The 22,681-nt window shown below is 56.0% G+C and carries 15 protein-coding genes; 4 read left to right on the top strand and 11 right to left on the bottom strand.

The annotated features are described in order from the left end of the window. The 7 genes from G5253_RS15395 to G5253_RS15425 all read right to left on the bottom strand — a co-directional run. Positions 1–1,184: retention module-containing protein (locus tag G5253_RS15395; RefSeq protein WP_421203684.1), on the bottom strand; the 1,184-nt coding region annotated here is incomplete at its 3' end. 269 nt (positions 1,185–1,453) lie between these two features. Continuing rightward, positions 1,454–3,379, bottom strand: coding sequence for an EAL domain-containing protein (locus tag G5253_RS15400; protein ID WP_266135588.1), 1,926 nt, complete (start codon positions 3,377–3,379; stop codon positions 1,454–1,456). Between the two features lie 3 nt (positions 3,380–3,382). After that, positions 3,383–4,135: a transglutaminase-like cysteine peptidase gene (locus G5253_RS15405; protein WP_254204305.1), complete on the bottom strand. Its 753-nt coding sequence runs from the start codon at positions 4,133–4,135 to the stop codon at positions 3,383–3,385. 138 nt (positions 4,136–4,273) lie between these two features. Beyond that, positions 4,274–5,599, bottom strand: a complete 1,326-nt coding sequence (locus tag G5253_RS15410; RefSeq protein ID WP_216953335.1) for a TolC family outer membrane protein — start codon at positions 5,597–5,599, stop codon at positions 4,274–4,276. A gap of 37 nt (positions 5,600–5,636) precedes the next feature. Further along, complete coding sequence (locus G5253_RS15415; protein WP_266135587.1) at positions 5,637–7,070, bottom strand: HlyD family type I secretion periplasmic adaptor subunit; 1,434 nt, start codon at positions 7,068–7,070, stop codon at positions 5,637–5,639. Further along, complete coding sequence (locus tag G5253_RS15420) at positions 7,063–9,207, bottom strand: type I secretion system permease/ATPase (RefSeq protein ID WP_266135586.1); 2,145 nt, start codon at positions 9,205–9,207, stop codon at positions 7,063–7,065. Before G5253_RS15420 ends, G5253_RS15415 begins: the two co-directional genes overlap by 8 nt. A gap of 351 nt (positions 9,208–9,558) precedes the next feature. Then, positions 9,559–10,488, bottom strand: a complete 930-nt coding sequence (locus tag G5253_RS15425; protein ID WP_266135585.1) for a TIGR01212 family radical SAM protein — start codon at positions 10,486–10,488, stop codon at positions 9,559–9,561. Between the two features lie 611 nt (positions 10,489–11,099). On the opposite strand from G5253_RS15425, the gene gltB reads away from it, so the two are divergent. Continuing rightward, entirely contained in the window at positions 11,100–15,557 is a 4,458-nt protein-coding gene (gltB, locus tag G5253_RS15430) for a glutamate synthase large subunit (RefSeq protein WP_421203687.1), read from the top strand. Positions 15,558–15,569: 12 nt separating this feature from the next. Further along, entirely contained in the window at positions 15,570–16,985 is a 1,416-nt protein-coding gene (locus tag G5253_RS15435; protein WP_005346752.1) for an FAD-dependent oxidoreductase, read from the top strand. A 140-nt stretch (positions 16,986–17,125) separates the two neighbouring features. Here the strand turns inward: G5253_RS15435 and G5253_RS15440 are convergent, their stop codons facing one another. From G5253_RS15440 to G5253_RS15455, 4 genes are all read right to left on the bottom strand, one after another. Beyond that, the gene (locus tag G5253_RS15440; RefSeq protein ID WP_107682170.1) at positions 17,126–17,887 is read right to left on the bottom strand and encodes an amino acid ABC transporter ATP-binding protein; all 762 of its coding nucleotides are present in this window, start codon (positions 17,885–17,887) and stop codon (positions 17,126–17,128) included. Further along, positions 17,884–18,540 (bottom strand): amino acid ABC transporter permease, encoded by a 657-nt coding sequence (locus tag G5253_RS15445; RefSeq protein ID WP_266135583.1) that lies wholly within the window; start codon positions 18,538–18,540, stop codon positions 17,884–17,886. The genes G5253_RS15440 and G5253_RS15445 overlap by 4 nt, the downstream gene beginning before the upstream one ends. Positions 18,541–18,597: 57 nt before the next feature. Next, positions 18,598–19,371: an amino acid ABC transporter substrate-binding protein gene (locus G5253_RS15450; RefSeq protein ID WP_266135582.1), complete on the bottom strand. Its 774-nt coding sequence runs from the start codon at positions 19,369–19,371 to the stop codon at positions 18,598–18,600. Positions 19,372–19,709: 338 nt separating this feature from the next. After that, positions 19,710–20,288, bottom strand: coding sequence for an O-methyltransferase (locus G5253_RS15455; RefSeq protein WP_088869238.1), 579 nt, complete (start codon positions 20,286–20,288; stop codon positions 19,710–19,712). Between the two features lie 287 nt (positions 20,289–20,575). Here G5253_RS15455 and G5253_RS15460 point away from each other — a divergent pair, with 287 nt between their 5' ends. Both G5253_RS15460 and G5253_RS15465 read left to right on the top strand, forming a co-directional pair. Beyond that, entirely contained in the window at positions 20,576–21,871 is a 1,296-nt protein-coding gene (locus tag G5253_RS15460) for a DEAD/DEAH box helicase (protein WP_266135581.1), read from the top strand. Between the two features lie 98 nt (positions 21,872–21,969). Continuing rightward, positions 21,970–22,620 (top strand): DUF2913 family protein, encoded by a 651-nt coding sequence (locus tag G5253_RS15465; protein ID WP_202005516.1) that lies wholly within the window; start codon positions 21,970–21,972, stop codon positions 22,618–22,620. Positions 22,621–22,681: the final 61 nt, after the last annotated feature.

Below are 22,681 nucleotides of genomic sequence, written 5' to 3' on the forward strand. Positions count from 1 at the left end.
GTGGTCGCCACCACGGTGTAACTGATGGGCGCACCGGTGTTGTTCGCACTGCCCGACACCCCGGCCGTCGAATAGTCCGCCGGGAACACCAGCCCGAACGCCGGCGGCAATGCCCCCGCCACCACGTTCACTGTCAGGACATTACCCACCAGGGTGCCACCCACTGCAGTGGTATTCGCAGGCAAATTGTTGAAGGTATACACCAGGCTGGTCCAGGTCTCTGACCCGTCACCATCGCTGATACTCACCGTGTTGGTCAGCAGCACCTGTACCGTGCCATCCGTTTCGGTCGCACCCGCATTCAGCGCCTCGACGTTGAAGTCGATGTCACCTTGTGGCGTCACTATCAGTGTCAAGGTCGAAGTAACAACATCAGAACTATCGGTGACCAGATAACTCACTGTAGGAACTGCACCAGAATAGTCAGGAGCGGGGGTAAAGGTGAAAGAGCCATCACTGTTGATGATCAGCGTACCAATGCCAGTAAGGGTCGATGTAACACCTGCGGGAACATCAATATTACTACCCCAGCTATAGCTGATGATGGATTGAGCCAAGGGACCATCCGGGTTGGAGCTGTTGGCCAAAAGATCACCACTGACAGGGTTATCTTCATCCATCGAAAATACTTCACTCTCATCCAACAAGAGATTAGTTAGTGGCTCCGGTTCCAACAGTGGTTCAGCCGCTTGCTCAGTGTTGATAATGGGTTCAGCCTGATAATTGGTATCAAAACCGGCCTCGGCAATGGTCGCATCACCGGTTCTATCAATGGTGACAAAGCCACCATTGCCGCTTGCTCCTGCTACCCCGCCAATACCACCGCCACCACCGGCAGCAGGTGCACCACCTGCTGCTGAAGCCTCAAAGTTTTGCGTCGGGTCAACGCCTTGCAAAATTGACTCTTGCAATGCAGCAATGTCAGAAGGAGTGCCCTCCGTGCTGGCACCACCTTGCGGTTGTCCCGGTTCTGCTAATTCGGAACCGGTGGGTACATTCTGCGCTGGTGTATCGTCATAGGGGGAAAGAACAAGCTTGGCATCATCCGCTATGGTCACTTTGGCACCGGGCTGGAGTATTTCCCCCTTTTGCAGGGGGCGACTGCTGCCATCAGCCAGCACAATCTCCACATTCCCTTCGATAGCTGAGACAACCACGGACTTGTCGATGATTTGGGTACGCATATCCATTGCTCCAACGTGACAGATCTTGATGTCTACACCGTAGAGGGAGATAACGTGCTTTTCCGTTGCAATAATCTATAGGTTTGACTGCCCTCAAACCGATACAGAGAATAAAATCGAAAGGTTAGTTTTTCTTCATTAAAATCAAAATGATAAAAATGAATCCAAATGACACCCATATTAATTTGATAATAAAAAAATCAAAAAATATATTGTATTGATATAAAAAATGACCCCATTCGGGGCCATTTCTACACTGCACATATCAATCAAGACAAGGGGAAAGCAGGATGCACAAATCCCTGATAACCATCGATATGCAACTTGGAAAGCAGTTCCACTTGATGTTGATCTTCGACGCGGGTTGCAATGGTGGTCACACCGGCATTGTGTGCGGCTCGGCACACTGCAGCCAGGAATGAGGTGTCAGCCCCCGGCTCCATGACCTGACTGGTATAACCGTGATCCACCTTGACATAGGCAGGCGCTAACTCCTCCAGATAGCCCAGTGACTGGAAGTGACGGCCGTAGTGGTCAACCCCCCACTGGAAACCATGGACCTGCAATGCGCCTACCAAAGCGGCCACATGATCTTTGTGCTTCATAATGGCTGCCTCGGGTATCTCGAATAACAGACGTTCTTTCAATTCGCCATGTTCGACCAGATAGTGCGTCAGCCAGGTCAAAAACTCATCCGAACAAAGCGAACCTGCCGTTATATTAATTGCCAGCACTAGATCCGCTTGTTTGTGCAGTAAGGGAACACATGCATCAAGTATTGCCTGATCAAACTCGCCCCCCAATTTGAACTGTTCGATGGCAGGCAAAAACTGACCGGCAAAATAGTCCGTGCCATCGCGAGAGATAGATGCAAACAACTCGGCATGCAACCTGGCCCCGTTATCAAATCGGCAAGCTGGCTGAGCCTTGAATCGCCAGAGGTGATGCGAAATAGCATCCTGAACCAAATCACGCCATGCCAAGCGCCCCATCAACCCCTGCTCGGCTCCCCCTTCCATGACAACAGCACCACGGCGTTCATTACGCGCCTTGCCGAGTGCATTATCCGCTTTAGTCAACAGGACTGAGAGATCATCATTATCATCACGGCCTGCAATACCAATGACGGAGAGAGGATTACCCTCCGCCATTGGGTTCACGACCAGATCAGCAATACGAGAATTGATAATTTCTGCCAACTCCTTAAGCTGACCCAAATCATCTGTCGGGCAGAGCAGAGCATATTCGGTCGCTGATATCCGCGCCACAGCTGCACCATCCCATCCCTTAAGCTGTTCGCGTAAGATTTGTGCTATAGATTTGACCATATTATCACGGGCAGCAAAACCTTCATCACGGTAGATATCATCGAGCATATCTACCGCAACCAACATGATGCCCCCTTGGCCAGATTCTGCAATCCAGGCATTAACCTGACCAACAAAATAGGCTCGATTACCCAAGCCAGAAACGGCATCCACATAAACTCGTTCACGCAGTTTCTCCGCCTCGTCGGCCTGCTCTTTGAATTGCACCGCCAACTTTCCGGATAAGATGTTGATCGCTTGTACAACCTGCTTCAATTCATAGGTCTTGGGCTCTGGAATGGTATGCCCAAAATGATGCAATTCAATCTCGACGGCCTGCTCACAAATCTGCTTGAGCGGTTTTAACAGGAAATTAAGTGCACGCATAAGCAAGATCGTGGTTACCAAAAATCCAATCACAAACCAGGTCGCCAGTTCGCTCATCCCTGCCCACAGTTCGTGATAGGCTTGTCCTGGGTGGCCCACCACCTTGAGCTTGCCAAGTTGCAGCCAGCCAGACGTCAGAATTGACTCATTGGATACTTCCGGAAACAAGCCAAGTTCAATAAACCAGTCAGGTACACCTTGAATACGGCTGCTGTTTTCTTCTTCAATCACATCTTTCGACGCAAGCAGGTCAAGACGAACCATACGGTAATAACCACCATCAAATATGGCCTTAATCACCGACTCAGCTCCCACCTTGTCGCCATTTTCAAGATAAGGGGTTAATGCCAGTCCCAGTGACGTAGCGGTGTTGATTACCGTTGTTTCCTGCTGTTGTGCCAGATAAGTTCGTGTCGAATTGAATTGCACCCAATAAGTAGCTGCAAACAATAGTCCAAACAACAGCAACATGGTGGCCAATAACTGTCTATAAAGCGTCATAGGTTAATCATCCAAATTCACCACAGGCCTAGCCAATCGCCCCGATGTCATGCGATTGCGTAAATCATTCCATAATCCCAAGCGAGATGATTGGCCAGCCAGCTCCCCTTGGCCTCGCGCCTTCATCAACCACAAGTGACTACCGTTAAAACTATAGATAGGTACCAAATCTCGCCGTTGGGTAGCGGGTCGAATAGAGCCTATCAAATTATCCAAAATAACCGGAACCGAAGAGGGTGTCTCATAATATGCCACCACCATGTGGAACTGGTTGTAATCAAGGGCCTTGACATAAACCATCCGCATTTTTTCATCCGGGATCCCCAATTCCAGTAGTGTGGAATATTTGGCAATACTGAAATCTTCGCAATCTCCTCCGGCAGCTCCCAGAAACTCGAGCGGGGTTGCCCAGTAATCTTTCTTGCGCCACAACTTGATGTCATCAACAAAGCGCATTTGATTAAAAAAGTTGTTCACTCTTTCGAGCTTTTTCGTCTCGCTCAGTGCCTTTCCCTTCGTTTCCATCACCAGCATGCGCCAACTGGTTACACGCTTGCCAGCTCTGGCGCCATAGGTCTGCTCCGCCCGCTTGATCAAGTTGAGGTCTTCCTGTGGCAGAGGCTGGCTGGCACAGAGCAAAAGTGAGAAGGGTAACAGCAGGATCCATAAGGAGTGGCGCAGAGTACGTAGAGATCGGTATCTCCATTTATTGAGGAGATCATACCATCTGCCTCCGGTACCACGCTGGAGTGTCACGTCATATGCCTGCTGCATGATTGCTTCTGCACTCCTCAAAAACCGCGCAACCACCTGCTTTAGCCAAACATGGTGACTGCCAGCTGCAGTCACCATGTTGGCGTTCATCATCATCCCGGCGGGATCATTGGCAAACGGTTATTGCCTGGGCTGCCATTCAGCGGGTTGCTTGACGCTAAATGCGTTGAGCAGACTTCCAGTCGCATTGAGGATGCGATAGTCCGCCAGCAATGCATCATACTCAGCAGTGATATAACTGCGACGCGCTTCGAACAATTCGTTTTCGGTGTTCAATACGTCCAGCAAGGTTCGCTGACCCAAGCCAAACTGCTTCTTGTATGCCTGAACGGTATCGTAGCTTGCATCCACATGCTCTTTAAGGAAGGTTTTCTGTTTGGCCAGCGACTCTTTCGCATTCCATGCCAAACGGGTTCCCTCTTCTACCTGACGAAATGCATTCAGATGAATGTCTTTCGCCTGAGAGTACAGTGCCGAAGTTGCATTGCTCTCGGCTACGTCAGAACCACCTCGGAACAGGTTGTAACGCATCCGCACCATAGCTGTCAGATCGTCATTGCGACCTTTAACGGCATCAATATCCTCATTCCAGTTTTGGTCCACTTCAAAAGTGACGTTAGGGTAGAAACCGGATTTGGCACCTTCATGCTGATACTTGGCCGCTTCAATATCTTGCAGGGATGAGAGCAGGGTCGGGTGAACTTCTGTCGCCGTTTTCAGGGCAGTATCGAGACTAGCCGGGACCAACTCGGCATTAGGTACCGGTTGAACGAGATCTTTTGGTACCTCGTTAACCACCCGAATAAACTCGCTTTCCGCATCACGGTAGTTGTTTTCAGCGGCGGCTTGGTTGGCGTAGGCCCTGGCAACACGACCATCAATCTGGGTCTGATCAGCAGTAGAACCAAGCCCTGAATCAGTCCGTTTCTGAATGTCGCTACGGATCTGTTCGTGGGTTTCCAGGTTCTGTTTGGAGAGTTCCAGGATCTCCTGCTGGCGCAGCATATTGAGGTAGACCTCAGCCACTCGCAGCGCGGTATTCTCTGCTTCGGAGATCATCGCCAGACGCTGGGCGTTGGCTTCAGCTTCAGTTCGGGAGACGTTGTTGCTGACATCAAAGCCATCAAACAACATCTGCCGCAAACTGAGCCCAGCCTCTTTGCGAGTCATGGAGTCATCAATATTGCTGTTTGAACCAGCAGCCCGGGTAGAAGGGCTGTCAGTCTTTTCATAGCCTACGCCGCCACGCAGATCGATCGTTGGATAATAGCCACCCTTGGCGCCATCATGCTGATAGAGGCGTGCCTGGTAGAGATCAAACGCTTCCTTGATCTTGGGATGCGTAGCGAGTGTCTGTGCCACCGACTCTTCCAGAGTCTGGGCCTGACCCAAACTAGGGATCAGGGTGATGCCACTGACCAGCATGGCAACAATCGTTTTTTTCATGTTATCTCCAGTCATGTTTTGTTTTTAGATTGTTGGCTTATCGTTCTCTCAGTGCCGACTGCTTAGCCCGTAAAATCGGCTTAAGTAAATAGTCTAGGACACTTTTTTTACCAGTAATGATATCAGCACTGGCTAACATACCGGGGATGATGGGAAGTGCGTTAAGCTCATCGCCCAAGTAACTCTTCTCGGTACGCACCCGAACCAGATAAAAGGAGTTCCCCTCCTCATCCTGGATCGAGTCCGCACTTATCTGTTCAACCTTGCCATGCAATCCTCCATAGATTGTAAAGTCGTAGGCAGTGATCTTGACGATGGCATCCAGCCCCGGTCGCAGGAAGGCGATATCTTTCGGCGACACCTTGGCTTCAACCAACAAGGTGTCCTCCAGCGGCACTATCTCCATCAAATCCATGCCGGGCTGCACCACGCCGCCCAGAGTGTTGATCTTGAGTTTCTTGATGGTGCCCTTGAGCGGAGCAATCACGCTGGTCCGATCAACCCTATCTCGCAAGCCAACCTGCCCTTCTGACAACTGGCCAAGTCGCCCCTGCTTCTCATTCAGTTCCGTCTGGGAGTCAGCACGGAATTTCAGCGCTATGTCATTGCGCTTGGAAATAGTCTCACGCAACACCGAATTGAGTTTTGGTATCAGCAGACGGTTGCTCTCCAGCTCCCCCTGCATCTCGTTGACCTGCCGCTCCAGCTTAATTAGCTCCACTTGAGGCACTATACCCTCTTTTGCCAGTGGACGGCTAATATTGAGCTCTTGTCTGGCCAGATCCACACTGCGATTTACTGTGCGAATTTTGGCATTCAGTTCAATCAGTTCCTGCTCTTTCTGCTCGATCTGTTGACCAAGAATATAGAGCTGGTTCTTCAGGTTATTAAGGCGATCCCGTTGTACCGAGCGTTCACGGTTGGCATATTCGGGAAAGACGGTTTCATAGCCATCCGGGAACTGAATTGGCGCTTCTCCCACCACTACCTGTTCACGCCACCCCAGTGCGGGATCATTTTTAACCTCAACACTGGCCATTTCGGCCCGTAACCGTGCAATATCTCCTTTCAGAGTGACCAGCTCCTGCTCACGCTCTCGAAAATCGGAGCGGAAACGGGTGTCATCGATGCGCAGCAGCGGCTGTCCCTTCTCGACGATATCCCCCTCTTTGACGAAGATCTCTTTGACTATCCCCCCTTCCAGATTCTGGATCACCTGTAGTTGGCGGGATGGGATCACCTTGCCCTGACCCACGGTGACTTCATCCAGCTCGGCCCAGGCAGCCCAGACGATGGCACTCATGAAAAAGAGGAAACAGCACCATAACAGGATGCGGGCACCGGTTGGGGTAGTAAGCAACACAGCTGCCGCGCCGTCATCGACAAACTCCAGATGCTCGGGTGCCGGCAATACATCACCGGAAGGCGCATTTTTGCTGCGTTTTAACCAGTTCATGAGCCCCTTAACCATGGGACACCTCCTGCACGCGCACCTTGCCTTCCTTCAACTGCTGCAACACCACCTCTTTGGGACCATCTGCCACAATCTGTCCCTGCTCGATGACGATAACTCGCGAGGCCACATCCAGCATTGAGGTCTTGTGGGTGATGAGGATCAAGGTGGTTTCCGGGCCCAGTCTGGCGAGCTCCTGTTTGACCTGCATCTCGGACTGGTTGTCCATGTTGGAGGTAGGCTCATCCATCACCAGAATGGGGGGATCATTGAGCAGGGCGCGTGCCAGCAGGATCGACTGACGCTGGCCACCGGAAAGCTGACGGCCACCCTCACCTATCTGCCGATCCAATCCGTTGGGATCACGGTTGGTAAAATTGGTGACGCCCGCCCGCTTGGCAGCACGCAAGACTCTCACGTCATCCACCAGCGGATTACCCAGCATGATGTTGTCTCGCACCGAACCAAAAAAGAGAATGACATCTTGGGGAACACAACCGATATTGCGACGAATCACCGAGGGAGGCAACTGGTCTATTTCGAAACCATCGATCCGGACCGAACCGTCAGTCGGCCGATACAGCCCCATCAACAACTTCTCGAGGGTCGTTTTACCCGCCCCAATCCGGCCGATAATTGCCACCTTTTCACCCGGCTGAATACGCAAATTGATATGGTGCAGGGTGCTGGTTTCCATTCCTGGATATTTGAACGAAACATTTTCGAATTCAATTCGACCGGCAATCACCGGATGATGGATATATTGCTTGCCCTCCTCCTGCTCACCCGGGGTTTGCATGATTTTTTCCAGAATATCCAGTGCAGACTTGGCCTGGTTATAACGGGTCGACAACACTGAGAGTTGCACCATGGGCGCAATGGCACGGCTGGAGAGCATCACGGCAGCAATCATCCCCCCCATGGTGACTAAGCCTTCGGAGATCTGGTAAACACCGACAATCACCAGACCGACCGTCACCACCTGCTGGATATAACTGGCCAGTGACGACATGGAGTTGGTAATTCGCCGTGTTTGTACACCCCAGGTGGAAATATGGGAAACAGCCTGCTCCCAACGGTGCTGGAACAGACTCTCGGCGCCAAAAATTTTGACCGTTTCCAGCCCGGAAATACTTTCGATCAGGTTGGCATTTTTCTGAGAGGCCAGCCGGGAACCCTCTTCGATGGACTTTTTGAGCGGCTCTTGAATATAGAAGCTGTAGGCGATCAGGATCAGCATGGCGACGATGGGGACCACCACCATCACACCGGCAAACATCCAGATAATAAAAAGGAAGAAGACGGCAAAAGGCAGATCGATAAGAGTAGAAACCGTCGCGGAAGTGAAAAACTCCCGCACCGATTCAAATTCCTGCAGATGTTTGGCGAAAGCGCCGGTGGAAGCGGGACGAGACTCCATCCGCATGCCCATCACCTTGGCGAAAATCTTGGCGGACAGCAGCACATCAGACTTTTTGCCAGCGATATCGATAAAGTAACTGCGCAACTGCCGCATCACAAAATCGAAGGTAAAGACCACCATGGCCCCGACCGCCAGCACCCAGAGCGAATCAAATGCCAGATTGGGCACAATCTTGTCATAGACGTTCATGGTAAAGAGGGGGCTGGCGATGGCAAACAGGTTGATCAGAATGGAGGCGATCAGCACATCGCGATAGATTCCGCGAGATTCAAACAAAGTGCTCCAGAACCAGTGGCCATCACGGGTCTCCAGCACCTTGGGAGAGCGCTCGTCAAATTTGAACTGCTTCTTAACGTAAAAGAGACGCCCCAAATACTCATCACCCAGCTGGGCAGCAGTCAGCCATTGGGCGGCATCACCTGCCTGCGGGAAAATCACTTTCCCCTGGCTGCGATCTTCGTTCCACTCCAGCAAAATACAGGCGCCACCGTTACGCATCTGCAATACGCAGGGCAGCAGCAAGGGAGAGATCTGATCAAGCGGCTGGATCACTTCACGGGCAGATAGCCCGCCCCGCTCGGCAGCACGACAAAAGAGTGCTGTCGTCAGTCGTCCGGAGACCAGTGGCAACCCGGTCGTCAGGGCATCCTGGCTGTTGGGCACACCATAAAAGCGGGTCAAGAAGACCAGACACTCCAATAACTCATCGATACGACTTGTTTCTGCTTGCATAGCATCCCGTCACTGCATTAATAAGGTCGATACGAGAGGGGTATCACTCATATTTTCCTGCTATAGCGACTCTAAAAACGAGCCCCCTCCCACAGATGAGCCTGATCAGGGAATAAACCTATCCGGATACATCGTGACACTCACCACCAATTTTCCTTGCATGATGATTGGTAAAACCAGCCTGTGAGCATCATGCCGACGCCTCCCTCAGGTAAATGGAGGTGTTAATTGATAATGGCATTTATTGTGGCGCATCACTATATCAACCTGCAGGTACCAAAACTATAGTTTATGGTATGAACTTTTTATATAACCCTATGTTTTACGTGAAAATAATAATTACGAACTCAATTATAGGTCAGGAAGTATGAAGGGTCTTCCCAGTGCATGACCCTGAGGGCCACTCAAGGAGAGTGCTCGTGCAATGTCCGCCATCGCAGTCCAGCGATTCTCGCACCAGGCGGGAGCAAGCAGGGTTGGGCGGCGCGCCGATGCCGAAATCCGGTGATACACCACCTCGGGTGGTGTGTGCTGGATCATGGCGACAGCGGCTTCCACATACTGCTCCAGCGTCAATACCTCAAGGCGCCCCGCCTGCCACGCTTTGCCAAGAGTACTGCCCTCTACCACATGAAGCGGATGCAACTTGATCCCCTCAACACCGGTCTCAACGATACGATGCAGGGTATCGAGGCTGTCCATCGGCACTTCGCCCGGCAGGCCGACGATCAGATGAGCACATACCTTGATGCCGCGCTGATGGGCACGTCTTACCGCATCCTCATAGGCGGCATAACCGTGGCCGCGGTTGATCCGTTGCAGGGTCTTGTCATTGGCACTTTGCAGCCCGAGCTCCAGCCACACCTCGTAACCCCGAGCCTGATAGCCCGCCAGCAGATCCAGCACCGCATCCGGCACGCAATCGGGGCGAGTGCCCACACAGAGCCCCACCATATCGCTCACCGACAGCGCCTCTTCATACATCCGCTGCAGATATTCGACCTCGGCATAGGTGCTGGTATAGGCCTGAAAATAGGCAAGATAGCGCTTGGCACGGGTGACTTCGTCCCGGCGAGCCAGCAGTTGTTGCACCACTGAGAGTTGTTGGGCCGACTCGTCGGCAAAAGAGGAAACGTTGCAGAAGGTGCAGCCACCACGGCCCAGGGTGCCGTCACGGTTCGGGCAGGTGAAGGCCCCGTGGATGGAGAGTTTGTGGATCTTCTGACCGTGACGCTGCTTGAGATCCTGACCGAATGTATTGACGAGTTCGTGTAACTGCATGACACCTCCGCTAAAGGAGCGCCATTGTACGAGCTTGCGCAAAACAGGGGCTGAGCTGGATCAAGCTAGCGGAGGGGGTAAAACATATAAATACCCGACCAATTTTGAATAAATATAGAGAAAAAGCGCAAAAAAAGGATTTTTACAGTTCTTTGATGATTCAAACAGTAAACATCCATATGAAAATGAGACCTGATAACCCACTGTTGAACAATGAAAAATTCAAAGAGACCCGACAGCACACAATTGCAAGCATGGGATATTGAAAATGTGATCCCTTCCGCTGTCGGCCACATCGGGTTGGTAAAATTACTACATTCGCCCATCATCGCCGAGCGCACCATTGAGCCCGTCAATGGCGATATATTTAACCAACAAAATCAAACTACACAGAATAAACACTCCATAACTGCGAGCCAATCCCCCTAACCCGACATTTTGTTATGCGAATGTAACCATGAAGACAAACCTGACCTGCGATTGACCTCGCCAGAAAATCCCATTAGTTTGGAGATTCGCCACGTCAGGCAGACGGAACCACAAGAGCCAATCGCAATTTATGCAGTCAGGTGATGACTGTGCGATACAAGGCCGAGCAAGGGAGAAATGCAATGTCACTATATGATCCAAAGCTGGAGAGGGATAACTGTGGCTTCGGCCTGTTGGCCCACATGGAAGGGGAAGCCAGCCACAAGCTTGTCCGTCTCGCGATGTCAGCATTGGCTCGCATGCAGCACCGCGGCGGGATCTCCGCCGATGGCAAGACCGGCGATGGTTGCGGTCTGCTGCTGCAAAAACCGGACAGCTTCTTCAGAGCTGTCGCCGAGGAGAAGGGATGGCACCTTGGCCGCAACTATGCGGTCGGCATGCTGTTTCTCAACCCTGACCCCGTATTGGCCCAGCAGACCCGCGACATCATCGACGAAGAGCTGGAAAAAGAGACCCTGAGTCTGGTCGGCTGGCGTAAGGTGCCTGTCGATACCAACGTGCTCGGTTCCATTGCCAAAGCCTCCCTGCCCAGCATTGAACAGGTCTTTGTCAACGCCCCGCCCGGCTGGGTCGACAAGGATCTCGAGCGCCGCCTCTATATCGTGCGTCGCCGCATCGAAAAGCGTGTCAACGATGACTACTTCTATGTGGTCAGCCTGTCCAACCTGGTCACCGTCTATAAAGGACTGTGCATGCCGGTGGACTTGCCGCGCTTCTATCAGGATCTCGCCGACATCCGCATGCAGGCGGCCATTTGCGTCTTCCACCAGCGCTTCTCCACCAATACCAGCCCGCGCTGGCCGCTGGCCCAGCCGTTCCGCTATCTGGCCCACAACGGCGAGATCAACACCATCGCCGGCAACCGCCAGTGGGCCAAGGCACGCAGTTACAAGTTTGCGACGCCGCTCATTCCCGATTTGCAGGAAGCGGCCCCCTTCGTCAACACCACGGGGTCGGATTCCTCCAGTCTCGACAACATGCTGGATCTCTTCCTCGCCGGTGGCATGGACCTGTTCCGCGCCATGCGCCTGTTGATCCCGCCTGCATGGCAAAAGCACCCGAACATGGATGACGACCTGCGCGCCTTCTACGACTTCAACTCCATGCACATGGAGCCGTGGGACGGCCCGGCCGGTATCGTTATGACCGACGGTCGCTACGCCACCTGCGCACTTGATCGCAACGGTCTGCGTCCGGCCCGCTACGTCATCACCAAGGACAAGTTCATCACCCTCGCCTCCGAGGTCGGCACCTGGGACTACACCCCGGACGAAGTGCTGGAGAAGGGCCGGGTCGGCCCGGGCGAGCTGTTCGTGGTGGATACCAGCAACGGCAAGGTGTGGACCAGCTTCGAGATCGATGACGATCTCAAAAACCGCCACACCTACAAACAATGGATGGATAAACATTGCCGCCGACTGGTCCCCTTCGAGCAGATGGACGACAGCCAGACCGGTAGCCGCGAGTTCTCCGACGACCAGCTGAAAACCTATCAGAAGCTGTTTGGCTACTCCTTCGAGGAGCTGGATCAGATCATCCGGGTACTGGGTGAGAACGGTCAGGAAGCGGTCGGCTCCATGGGGGATGACACCCCGATGGCGGTGCTCTCCTCCGGTCCGCGCACCCTTTATGACTACTTCCGCCAGATGTTTGCCCAGGTGACCAACCCGCCCATCGATCCGCTGCGTGAGAACCACGTCATGTCGCTGGCCACCTGTATCGGTCGCGAGCAGAACGTCTTCAACGAGACCTTCGGCCACGCCCACCGGGTGCTGTTCCAGTCACCGATCCTGCTCTACTCCGACTTCCACCAGCTGCTGGCACTGGAAGGTGAGTACTACCGTCATCAGGTGATCAGCCTCAACTTCAAGCCAGAAGAGGGGCTGGAAGCAGCCATCGTGCGCATCTGCGATGAGGCCAAAGCCGCAGCCAAGAGTGGCACCGTGCTGCTGGTGCTGTCGGATCGCGATATCAGCGCCGACACCCTGCCGATCCCGGCCGCCATGGCGGTGGGTGCAGTGCAGCGCACCCTGGTGGACAACAACCTGCGCTGCGACGCCAACATTCTGGTGGAAACTGCAAGCTGCCGTGACCCGCACCACTTCTCGGTGCTGCTGGGCTTTGGCGCGACCGCCATCTACCCCTATCTCGCCTACGAAACCCTGGCCAAACAGGTTGAAGAGGGCGTGCTCACCATGTCCCTGCGCCAGGCGATGGTCAACTATCGCAACGGCATCAACAAGGGGCTCTACAAGGTGATGTCCAAGATGGGCATCAGCACGGTCGCCAGCTACCGCTGCTCCCAGCTGTTCGAAGCGGTGGGCCTGGCCAAGTCGGTGGTCGATACCTGCTTCCGCGGCGTATCGAGCCGTATTCAGGGTGCCGATTTTGCCGACATCCAGCAGGATCAGCACAATCTGGCCCGTCAAGCATGGCTGGTGCGCAAGCCCCTCCCCCACGGCGGCCTGCTCAAGTTCGTCCACGGCGGCGAGTACCACACCTACAACCCGGATGTGGTGCAGACCCTGCAAACCGCGGTGCGCTCCGGCAACTATGCCGATTACAAAGAGTACGCCCGTCTGGTGAACGAGCGCCCGGTTGCCACCCTGCGCGATCTGCTGGCGCTGAAGAAAGTCGACAATCCGGTCGCGCTGGATCAGGTTGAGCCGGCCGACAAGCTGTTCCCCCGCTTCGACTCCGCCGCCATGTCCATCGGCGCCCTCGGTCCTGAGGCCCACGAGGCACTGGCTGTCGCCATGAACCGCCTCGGCGGTCAGAGCAACTCCGGCGAAGGTGGCGAAGATCCCAAGCGTTTCGGTACCGAGAAGAACTCCCGCATCAAGCAGGTGGCTTCCGGCCGATTCGGTGTCACCCCCCACTACCTGATGAACGCCGATGTGGTGCAAATCAAGGTGGCTCAGGGTGCCAAGCCCGGCGAAGGTGGCCAGCTGCCCGGTGACAAGGTCACCGCCCAGATCGCCCAGCTGCGTTATTCCGTGCCCGGCGTGACCCTGATTTCACCGCCGCCGCATCACGACATTTACTCCATCGAGGATCTGGCCCAGCTCATCTTCGATATCAAGCAGATCAACCCGAGCTGTCTGGTGTCGGTGAAACTGGTCTCCGAACCCGGCGTTGGCACCATTGCCTGCGGCGTGGCCAAGGCCTATGCCGACTTCATCACCATCTCCGGTTATGACGGTGGCACTGGCGCGAGCCCCCTCACCTCGGTCAAATATGCCGGCTCCCCGTGGGAGCTGGGTCTGGCCGAGACCCAACAGGCGCTGGTCGCCAACGGTCTGCGCCATAAGGTGCGGCTGCAGGTGGATGGTGGTCTCAAAACCGGCCTCGACATCATCAAGGCGGCCATCCTCGGCGCCGAGAGCTTCGGCTTTGGCACCGGCCCCATGGTGGCGCTCGGTTGCAAATACCTGCGTATTTGCCACCTGAACAACTGCGCCACCGGCGTTGCCACTCAGGATGAGAAGCTGCGTCGCGAGCACTTCACCGGCCTGCCGGAGATGGTGATGAACTACTTCAAGTTCATCGCCGAGGAGACCCGCGAACTGATGGCTCAGCTCGGCGTCACCCAGTTGACCGACCTGATTGGCCGTACCGATCTGCTGGAAGCCCTGCCCGGCCTCACCGCCCGTCAGGCCAAGCTGAATCTCTCTGGCATTCTGGCCCGTCCGGTTGCGCCGGCAGGCTCCAGCCTGTTCAGCCAGCAGCACAATCCCACCTTCGACAAGGGGCCGCTCAACCTGAAAATGGTGGAAGATCTGCTGGAAGCGGTGGAAACCTCAAGCGGCGGCGAGTTCCGCTACGACATTCGCAACACCGACCGCTCGGTGGGGGCGCGTCTCTCGGGCGAGATCGTCAAACGTCACGGCAATCAGGGAATGGCGGCGGATCCGGTCAAGGTGCACTTCAACGGCACCGCAGGCCAGAGCTTCGGCGTCTGGAACGCAGGTGGCCTCGAGATGATCCTCACCGGGGACGCCAACGACTATGTGGGCAAGGGGATGACCGGCGGCAAGCTGGTGATCAAGCCCCATGTCGGCGTGGCGTTCAAATCCCATGAAGCGGCCATCATCGGCAACACCTGCCTCTACGGCGCCACCGGCGGCAAACTCTACGCCGCAGGCACTGCCGGCGAGCGTTTCGCGGTGCGCAACTCCGGCGCCCTGGCGGTGGTCGAGGGAATTGGCGACAACGGTTGTGAATACATGACCGGCGGCATCGTCACCGTGCTCGGTCAGACCGGTGTCAACTTCGCGGCGGGCATGACCGGCGGCTTTGCCTACGTGCTCGACGAGTGCGGCAACTTCGCCAAGCGCACCAACCCCGAGCTGGTGGAACTGCTGGACGTGGCGGATCTCGCCATCCATCAGGAGCACCTGCGCGGCATCATCACGGCGCACCTCAATGAGACCGGCAGCTCGCGCGCCGAGGAGATCCTGGCCAACTTCGACTCCTATGTGCCCAAGTTCAGGCTGATCAAACCCAAGTCCAGCGACGTGAAATCGCTGCTGGGTCACACCAGCCGTTCCAGTGCAGAACTCAGAATCCAGGCGCAATAAGGAGGGAACCCTATGAGCCAGAACGTATTTCAGTTTATCGATGTGCAGCGGGTCGACCCGCCCAAGAAGCCGCTCAAGATCCGCAAAATCCAGTTTGTGGAGATCTACGAGTCCTTCAATCAGCCGCAGGTACAGATGCAGGCGGATCGCTGCCTCGAGTGCGGCAACCCCTATTGCGAGTGGAAGTGTCCGGTCCACAACTACATCCCCAACTGGCTGAAACTGGCCAAAGAGGGGCGCATTCTTGAGGCGGTGGAGCTCTCCCACCAGACCAACAGCCTGCCGGAAGTGTGCGGTCGGGTCTGCCCGCAGGATCGCTTGTGCGAGGGCTCCTGCACCCTCAACGATCGCTTCGGCGCGGTGACCATCGGCAACATCGAAAAGTACATCACCGACAAGGCGTTCGAGATGGGCTGGAAGCCCGATCTCTCGAACGTGGTCAAGACCGGCAAGCGGGTCGCCGTTATTGGCGCCGGCCCGGCGGGTCTCGCCTGTGCCGACGTGCTGGCACGCAATGGCGTCACCCCGGTGGTGTTTGACAAATATCCGGAGATCGGCGGCCTGCTCACCTTCGGCATCCCCTCCTTCAAGCTGGAAAAAGAGGTGATGCAGCGTCGCCGCGAGATATTCCAGGGGATGGGCGTGGAGTTTCGTCTCGAGACCGAAGTGGGCAAGGACATCACCTTCGCCGACCTGCTCGGCGAGTTCGATGCGGTCTTCCTCGGGGTCGGCACCTACAAGTACATGAAGGGTGGCTTTGCCAACGAAGAGGCGCCGGGAGTCTATGATGCCCTGCCCTACCTCATCGCCAACGCCAACCGCTTGCTGGGCTTCGAGAAGGCACAAGCCGACTACATCGACTTCGCCGGCAAGCAGGTGGTGGTACTGGGCGGTGGTGATACCGCCATGGACTGCGTGCGTACCGCTATCCGTCAGGGCGCCGCCAAGGTGATCTGTGCCTATCGCCGCGACGAGGAGAACATGCCGGGCTCCAAGCGGGAGGTGAAAAACGCCCGCGAGGAGGGGGTTGAGTTCATGTTCAACCTGCAACCGGTGGCGGTCGAGCTGGATGCCAGCGGTCGCACCGTCGGCATCAAGGTAGTGAGCACCGAGCTGGGTGAACCTGATGCCAATGGCCGCCGCAACCCGGTGGTCATCGAGGGCTCCGAGCAAGTGCTGGCTGCCGATGCGGTGGTGATGGCGTTTGGCTTCCAACCCAACCCCCAACCCTGGATGGCGGAGTTTGGCATCGAGCTCGACAACCGGGATCGCATCAAGGCCCGCGAACAGGCGGAGTATGCCTTCCAGACCAGCAATCCCAAGGTGTTCGCCGGTGGCGACGCCGTGCGTGGCTCCGATCTGGTGGTGACCGCCATCTACGAAGGGCGCAAAGCCGCCGAAGGGATCATGGACTATCTGGCGGTCTAACCTGCACTTCCGCAGTCAACCCAAACAGAGCCCCGCCAGTGCGGGGCTCTTCTTTTGAGGCTAGGAATTTAAGGCTCGGAATTTAAGGCTCGGAGTTCTCGCTGGCGACTTGTCACCTATCACTCCCGTCCGGGGAGCGGCTAGATGCTCCAGCTCTCCGGCAACCGCTCGGTGAGGGTGGAGATGTACTCGAAGGTACGCGCCCGCTTGGGAGTGGTGAACATCTGGCGTGCGCTGCCTGCTTCCACCACCTCACCCGCCTCCAGAAAGATCACCTGCTGCGCTATCTGGGCTGCCAGCCGCAGATCGTGGGTAGCAATCAGCATGGTGGTTCCCTCGCGGGCCAGCTGGCGCAGCACGGTCACCACCTCCTGGGCAAGCTCGGGATCCAGCGCCGAGGTGGGTTCATCACAGAGCAGTACCTTGGGCGATGGCGCCAGCGCCCTCGCAATGGCAACCCGCTGCTGCTGGCCACCGGAGAGGGTGGCAGGCACCGCCTCGGCCTTGTGCCTGAGCCCCACCTTGTCGAGCAGTTGCAAGCCTCGCACCTCCGCTTTCGCTCTTGGCCACTTCAACACGGTCACCAATCCCTCAATAACGTTTTCCAGCACCGTCATATGCGGGAACAGCTGGAAATTCTGGAACACCATGCCGGTCTGCTGGCGCAATGCCTGCACGCTCTGGCGAGGCAGATGGTGAGAAAAATCGAGTTCGCTCCCCCCCAGCACCAGGTGCCCCGCATCCGGCCGCTCCAGCACATTGACACAGCGCAACAGGGTGCTCTTGCCACTGCCGGAGGGGCCAATCAGGGCGGTCACACTGCCCGCCACCATGGCAAGATCGATCCCCTTGAGCACCCGCTGCCCGCCAAACTGCTTCTCGATACCACGCAACCGGATCATAGGGCGACCTCCCGGGTCTCTTTGTGGGTCAACTTGCGCTCCAGCCGGTCTTGCAAGGTGGAGAGCACCGAGCTAAACAGCAGGTAGATGATGGCCGTCTCTATGTAAAGGATCAGCGGCTCATAGGTGACAGAGGCGAGCCGCTGGGCCGCCTGAAACAGCTCAGGCACGGTCACTGCCGCCGCCAACGAGGTGTCCTTCACCAGCGAAATAAAGGTGTTGGAAAGCGGTGGCACCGCAATGCGCGCCGCCTGCGGCAGGATCACCCGCCACATCACCTGGGGCCAGTTCATGCCAATCGAATAGGCTGCATCCCACTGCCCTTTCGGGATCGCCGCGAGAGTAGCGCGGATGATCTCAGAGCTGTAGGCGCCGATGTTGAGGGTGAACCCGATCACCGCGGCGGTGAAGGCATCCAGCACAATGCCAGCACTCGGCAAGCCATAGAAAATCAGAAAGAGCTGCACCAGCAGCGGCGTACCACGAATAAGCCAGACATAAAAACGAACCAGTGCCACCAATGGTGTCGGGCCATATAATCTGGCCAGCGCCACCAGCAAGCTGAGCAATATTCCCAAGACAAAGGTGATCAGGGTCAGTGGCACGGTAAAAATAAGCCCCGCTCTAAGCAGGGGCCAAAAAGAGTCGATCATTAACTGCAACCAGGCTGGCACGTTAATTACCTCGCTAGTTATTATTTTCCGGCAATATTATTGCGAGACATCAGTACCAAAATACTTAAGAGATATTTTCTGGTAGCTACCATCCTGTTTGGCAGTGCGCAGTGCCTGATTGATAGCGGCCAGCAATTCCGGCTGTCCCTTGGCGAGCAACACTGCCGATTGATCCCCCTTCGCCTCGTTCGCCGCCACCCTCAATTTGGCATCCGGTTTCTGTTTCTTGAAGTCGAGGAACGAGAGGCTGTCATTGATGGTGGCATCCACTCGCCCGGTCAGTACCAGCTGTAGTGACTGGTTGAAGCCCTCGGTGGCGACCACCTCGGCGCCCGAGGATTTCGCCAGCTGAGCAAAGTTGCTAGTCAGGGACTGGGATGATTTCTTACCCTTCAGATCCGCAAAGCTGTTGATGCTGTGATTATCGCTGTGCACCACGATCACCGCTTTGGAGGTGATGTAGGGATCTGAAAAATCATACTTTTTCAGCCGCTCCGGGGTGATGGCCACTTCGTTGAGCACCAGATCGTAGCGCTTGGCATCCACCCCGGCGATGAGACCATCCCACTTGCCTTCGACAAACTCCGGCTTCACCCCAAGGCCTTTTGCAATCAGCTCGCCAATCTCCACATCAAAGCCGACCAGCTTGCCGCTCTTGTCGTGATAGGTGAACGGAGGATAGGCGCCTTCAGTGCCGATTTTGATCGCACCGGCACTCTGGATAGCGGCGAGGCTGGACTCGGCTTGCGCCGATGTCATCAAAGCCAGTGGAAGGGCTGCCAGCAAAAACAGGGAGTGCAGTTTTTTCATTATTCACCTCGTTATATTTGTAAACATCCAGCACGCTTGCCAACGATAATCCGGATTACCATGCAATTATTATTTTGAATCCTACTGCTACCAGCACCATTTAATCGGCTCACGCCACATATACGATGACAGTCAATAAACGATTGCACTTGGCGGCACCAGCAAAAAATAACGCGAAGGTTCCCGTTACCAAACCATGAAATATGAAGATGTTAAGTGAAATAATGAATAACGAAAAAGCAGTCCCGCCATTCGCTACTGATTGCGGGACACACTGTTTATTCATGATGAATAAACATACACTGCCAGCCCGATACCAAATCCAGGCCATCACCTTGTTACAAACGCACCACCAGCCACTCCCCCTTGCCGACCGGCACCAGCGAGGTGGCAAAGGCCGGATCCTGCCCGACCTCGTTCATCCACTCCACCATCTCGCTGCGATGGGAGATGGCGTTATCGACCACCAGCAGGCCACGGGGTGCCAGCAGGCGGCGGATCTGCGGCCACCATGCCCGGTAGTGCTGACGATCCGAATCGAGGAAGATGAGCTGATAGCCGCCTTGCGGCAAGGTCGGTAACAGCTCGCCTGCATCCCCTGCCAGCAAGGTTACCCAGGGGGCCAGCCCTGCCCTCTGAAAGTTGTCATGGGCCAGCACGCGCTTATCCTCATCCAGCTCAATGGTGGTCACGTGCCCCTCCAGCCGACGCACCGCTTCTGCCAGCCAGAGTGTGGAGTAACCATTGGAGGTGCCAATCTCCAGCACCGCCTGCGCCCCACGGGTCTGCACCAATACTGACAGCAACTCCCCCGTGTCGCGGGTGATATTGAGCAGCTTGCGGTGTCGAGCCTGCTGCATGCTGTCATTGCGCTCGCCAAGCTGCTCCAGCTGGCGTTTTAACTGTTCCAGTTCCATCGATATCCCTTTCGTCCTTGCCCAAAACCGTTAGCCCACACCTCCAAGCTTGGCATTTGGGAGTCAAATGATTGCTTTCAACCGCCACTCACACCACAAAGGATGAGAAAAGGACAACCATTTGAGGCAGAATTTGTGACGTCTATCTGTTACACTTCGCGCCCGCCATTTTCCGGCTCACTCTCTGACTTGATGTCAGGCGCAGCCGTCGGTGGTTACAACCTCCGTCTCGCTCATGCCGAGCTAACCAAGCCAAACACAGCCCAGCTGGAACACAGGAACCCATTATGAGATTTGAATCGTTCGATTTTGCCCCCGAGATTTTGCGTGCTGTCTCAGATTGCGGTTATCAGGAGATGACCCCTGTGCAGCAACAGGCGATCCCGGCCATTCGCCGTGGCCGCGATGTGCTGGCCAGCGCCCAGACCGGTACCGGCAAGACCGCCGCCTTCGCCCTGCCCATCTTGCAACGTCTGGTAGACAATCCGGCTCCGGTCCAGCCTTCCAACGCCCGTGTGCTGATCCTGACCCCGACCCGCGAGCTGGCGGCTCAGGTGGCGAGCAACATCAATGACTTCGCCAAGTATCTCGATATCACCACCATCACCATCGTCGGTGGTGGCAAGCAGGACGTGCAGGCCAAGAAGCTCAAAGCGGGCGCACACATCATTGTGGCCACCCCGGGCCGTCTGCTGGAGCACCTCACCGCCTGCAACCTCAGCCTCTCCGGCGTCGAGTGTCTGGTGATGGATGAAGCGGATCGCATCCTCGACATGGGCTTCAGTGCCGATGTGCAAAAGATCCTGCAAGCGGTCAACAAGACCCGTCAGAACCTGCTCTTCTCCGCCACCTTCTCCGACGCGGTGAAGAAGCTGGCCAACCTGATGCTGGATCGCCCGCAGATCGTCAGCGTCAACAAGCAGAACTCCACCGCCGACACCGTCAGCCACACCGTCTATCCGGTCGAGCAGAAGCGCAAGCGCGAGCTGCTCTCAGAGCTGATTGGCAAACAGAACTGGCAGCAGGTGCTGGTGTTCGCCAGTACCCGCGAAAGCTGTGATGTGCTGGTCGAGGAGCTGAACCTCGACGGCATCAAGTCCGCCGTGGTCCATGGCGAGAAGGCCCAGGGCAACCGTCGCCGCGCCCTGCGCGAATTCATGGAAGGCAAGGTACGGGTACTGGTGGCCACCGAAGTGGCCGCCCGTGGTCTGGACATTCCGAGCCTGGAATATGTGGTCAACTATGATCTGCCGTTCCTGGCGGAAGATTACGTGCACCGTATCGGCCGTACCGGTCGTGCCGGCAAGCGCGGCATGGCCATCTCCTTCGTCAGCCGTGAAGAGGAGCGTACCCTGCTGGAGATCGAGGCCCTGATCGGCCAGAAGATCCGCCGCATCATGGTGCCGGGCTATGAGGTGAGCAGCCGTGACGAGTTGATCAAGCATTTGCAGGAGCGTCGCCGCTTCGGCAAGCGGCCGCAGCGTGAAGATAACGCCGTAGCCCAGGTGATGGCCGAAGCCAAGCTGCAGGGTCAGCGCCTCAAGCGTCTGGCCGCCGCCAAGAAGCCCCGTCAGCCGAAATAAGGCGGGCAGTTGCTCTATTGAACCGCAAAGGCGCCACTGGCGCCTTTGCCATCTCTGTCATCGGTGTTGACCCCTGGTGGTCAACTGAAGGATTGCTTATGACCTCTCCGACCTACAATCAGGCCCTGCTCGAGATGGCCACCCAGAGCCTGGCCGAACTGGCCCGCACCGCCGAACAAAAGGCGGGCAAGCGCACTCCAGCCCAAGAGAGCCACTTTCTCTGCACCTGGATGGCCGACTCCCTCAAGGAGAAGCGCTTCTCCCGTCTGGTGATGGAAGATTTGAAAGCTTGGGTGCAGCTTGGCCGCACCCTGGGCGCGGGTGCCGATCTCAAGGGATTGCTTGCGCGCATCGCCTTCCAATACCAGTGCGCCATGACCAACCCGCAACAACTGGGGGCCAAGCTGGCTGCCCTGCTGGAGGAGCTCTCAGCGGCAGGCTGGCTGGTGCTGACCGAGAGCGAGGTGGACGCCAAGCTGCGCCTGCAATCGGGCGGTCAGGCGAGTCTGGTGGTAAGCCATAGCGAATATGAAGGCCATATCGAGGACGGTGAGCTTGTCAAACCCCTCACCCTCTATGTTCGCGGTGACGAGAAGGTGCTGGCCGAGGCGGCCTTCAAGCACGGCCTGCTGCTGAGCCAGGGCAACAAGAAAGCCACCCTGGTCAAACACCACAAGGCCTACCGGCTGATGCCGGACAACGCCCAACCGGCGCTGGCACTGCTGAGCGAGGCTCGCCAGAGCGCCTGATCTCGCCTGTTTTCAGCAATAAAAACGGCAGACCCTCATTTAAAGCAGGGCCTGCCGTTTT

It is taken from the genome of Aeromonas sp. 602658 (genome assembly GCF_049173005.1).
GTDB lineage: Bacteria > Pseudomonadota > Gammaproteobacteria > Enterobacterales > Aeromonadaceae > Aeromonas > Aeromonas veronii_A.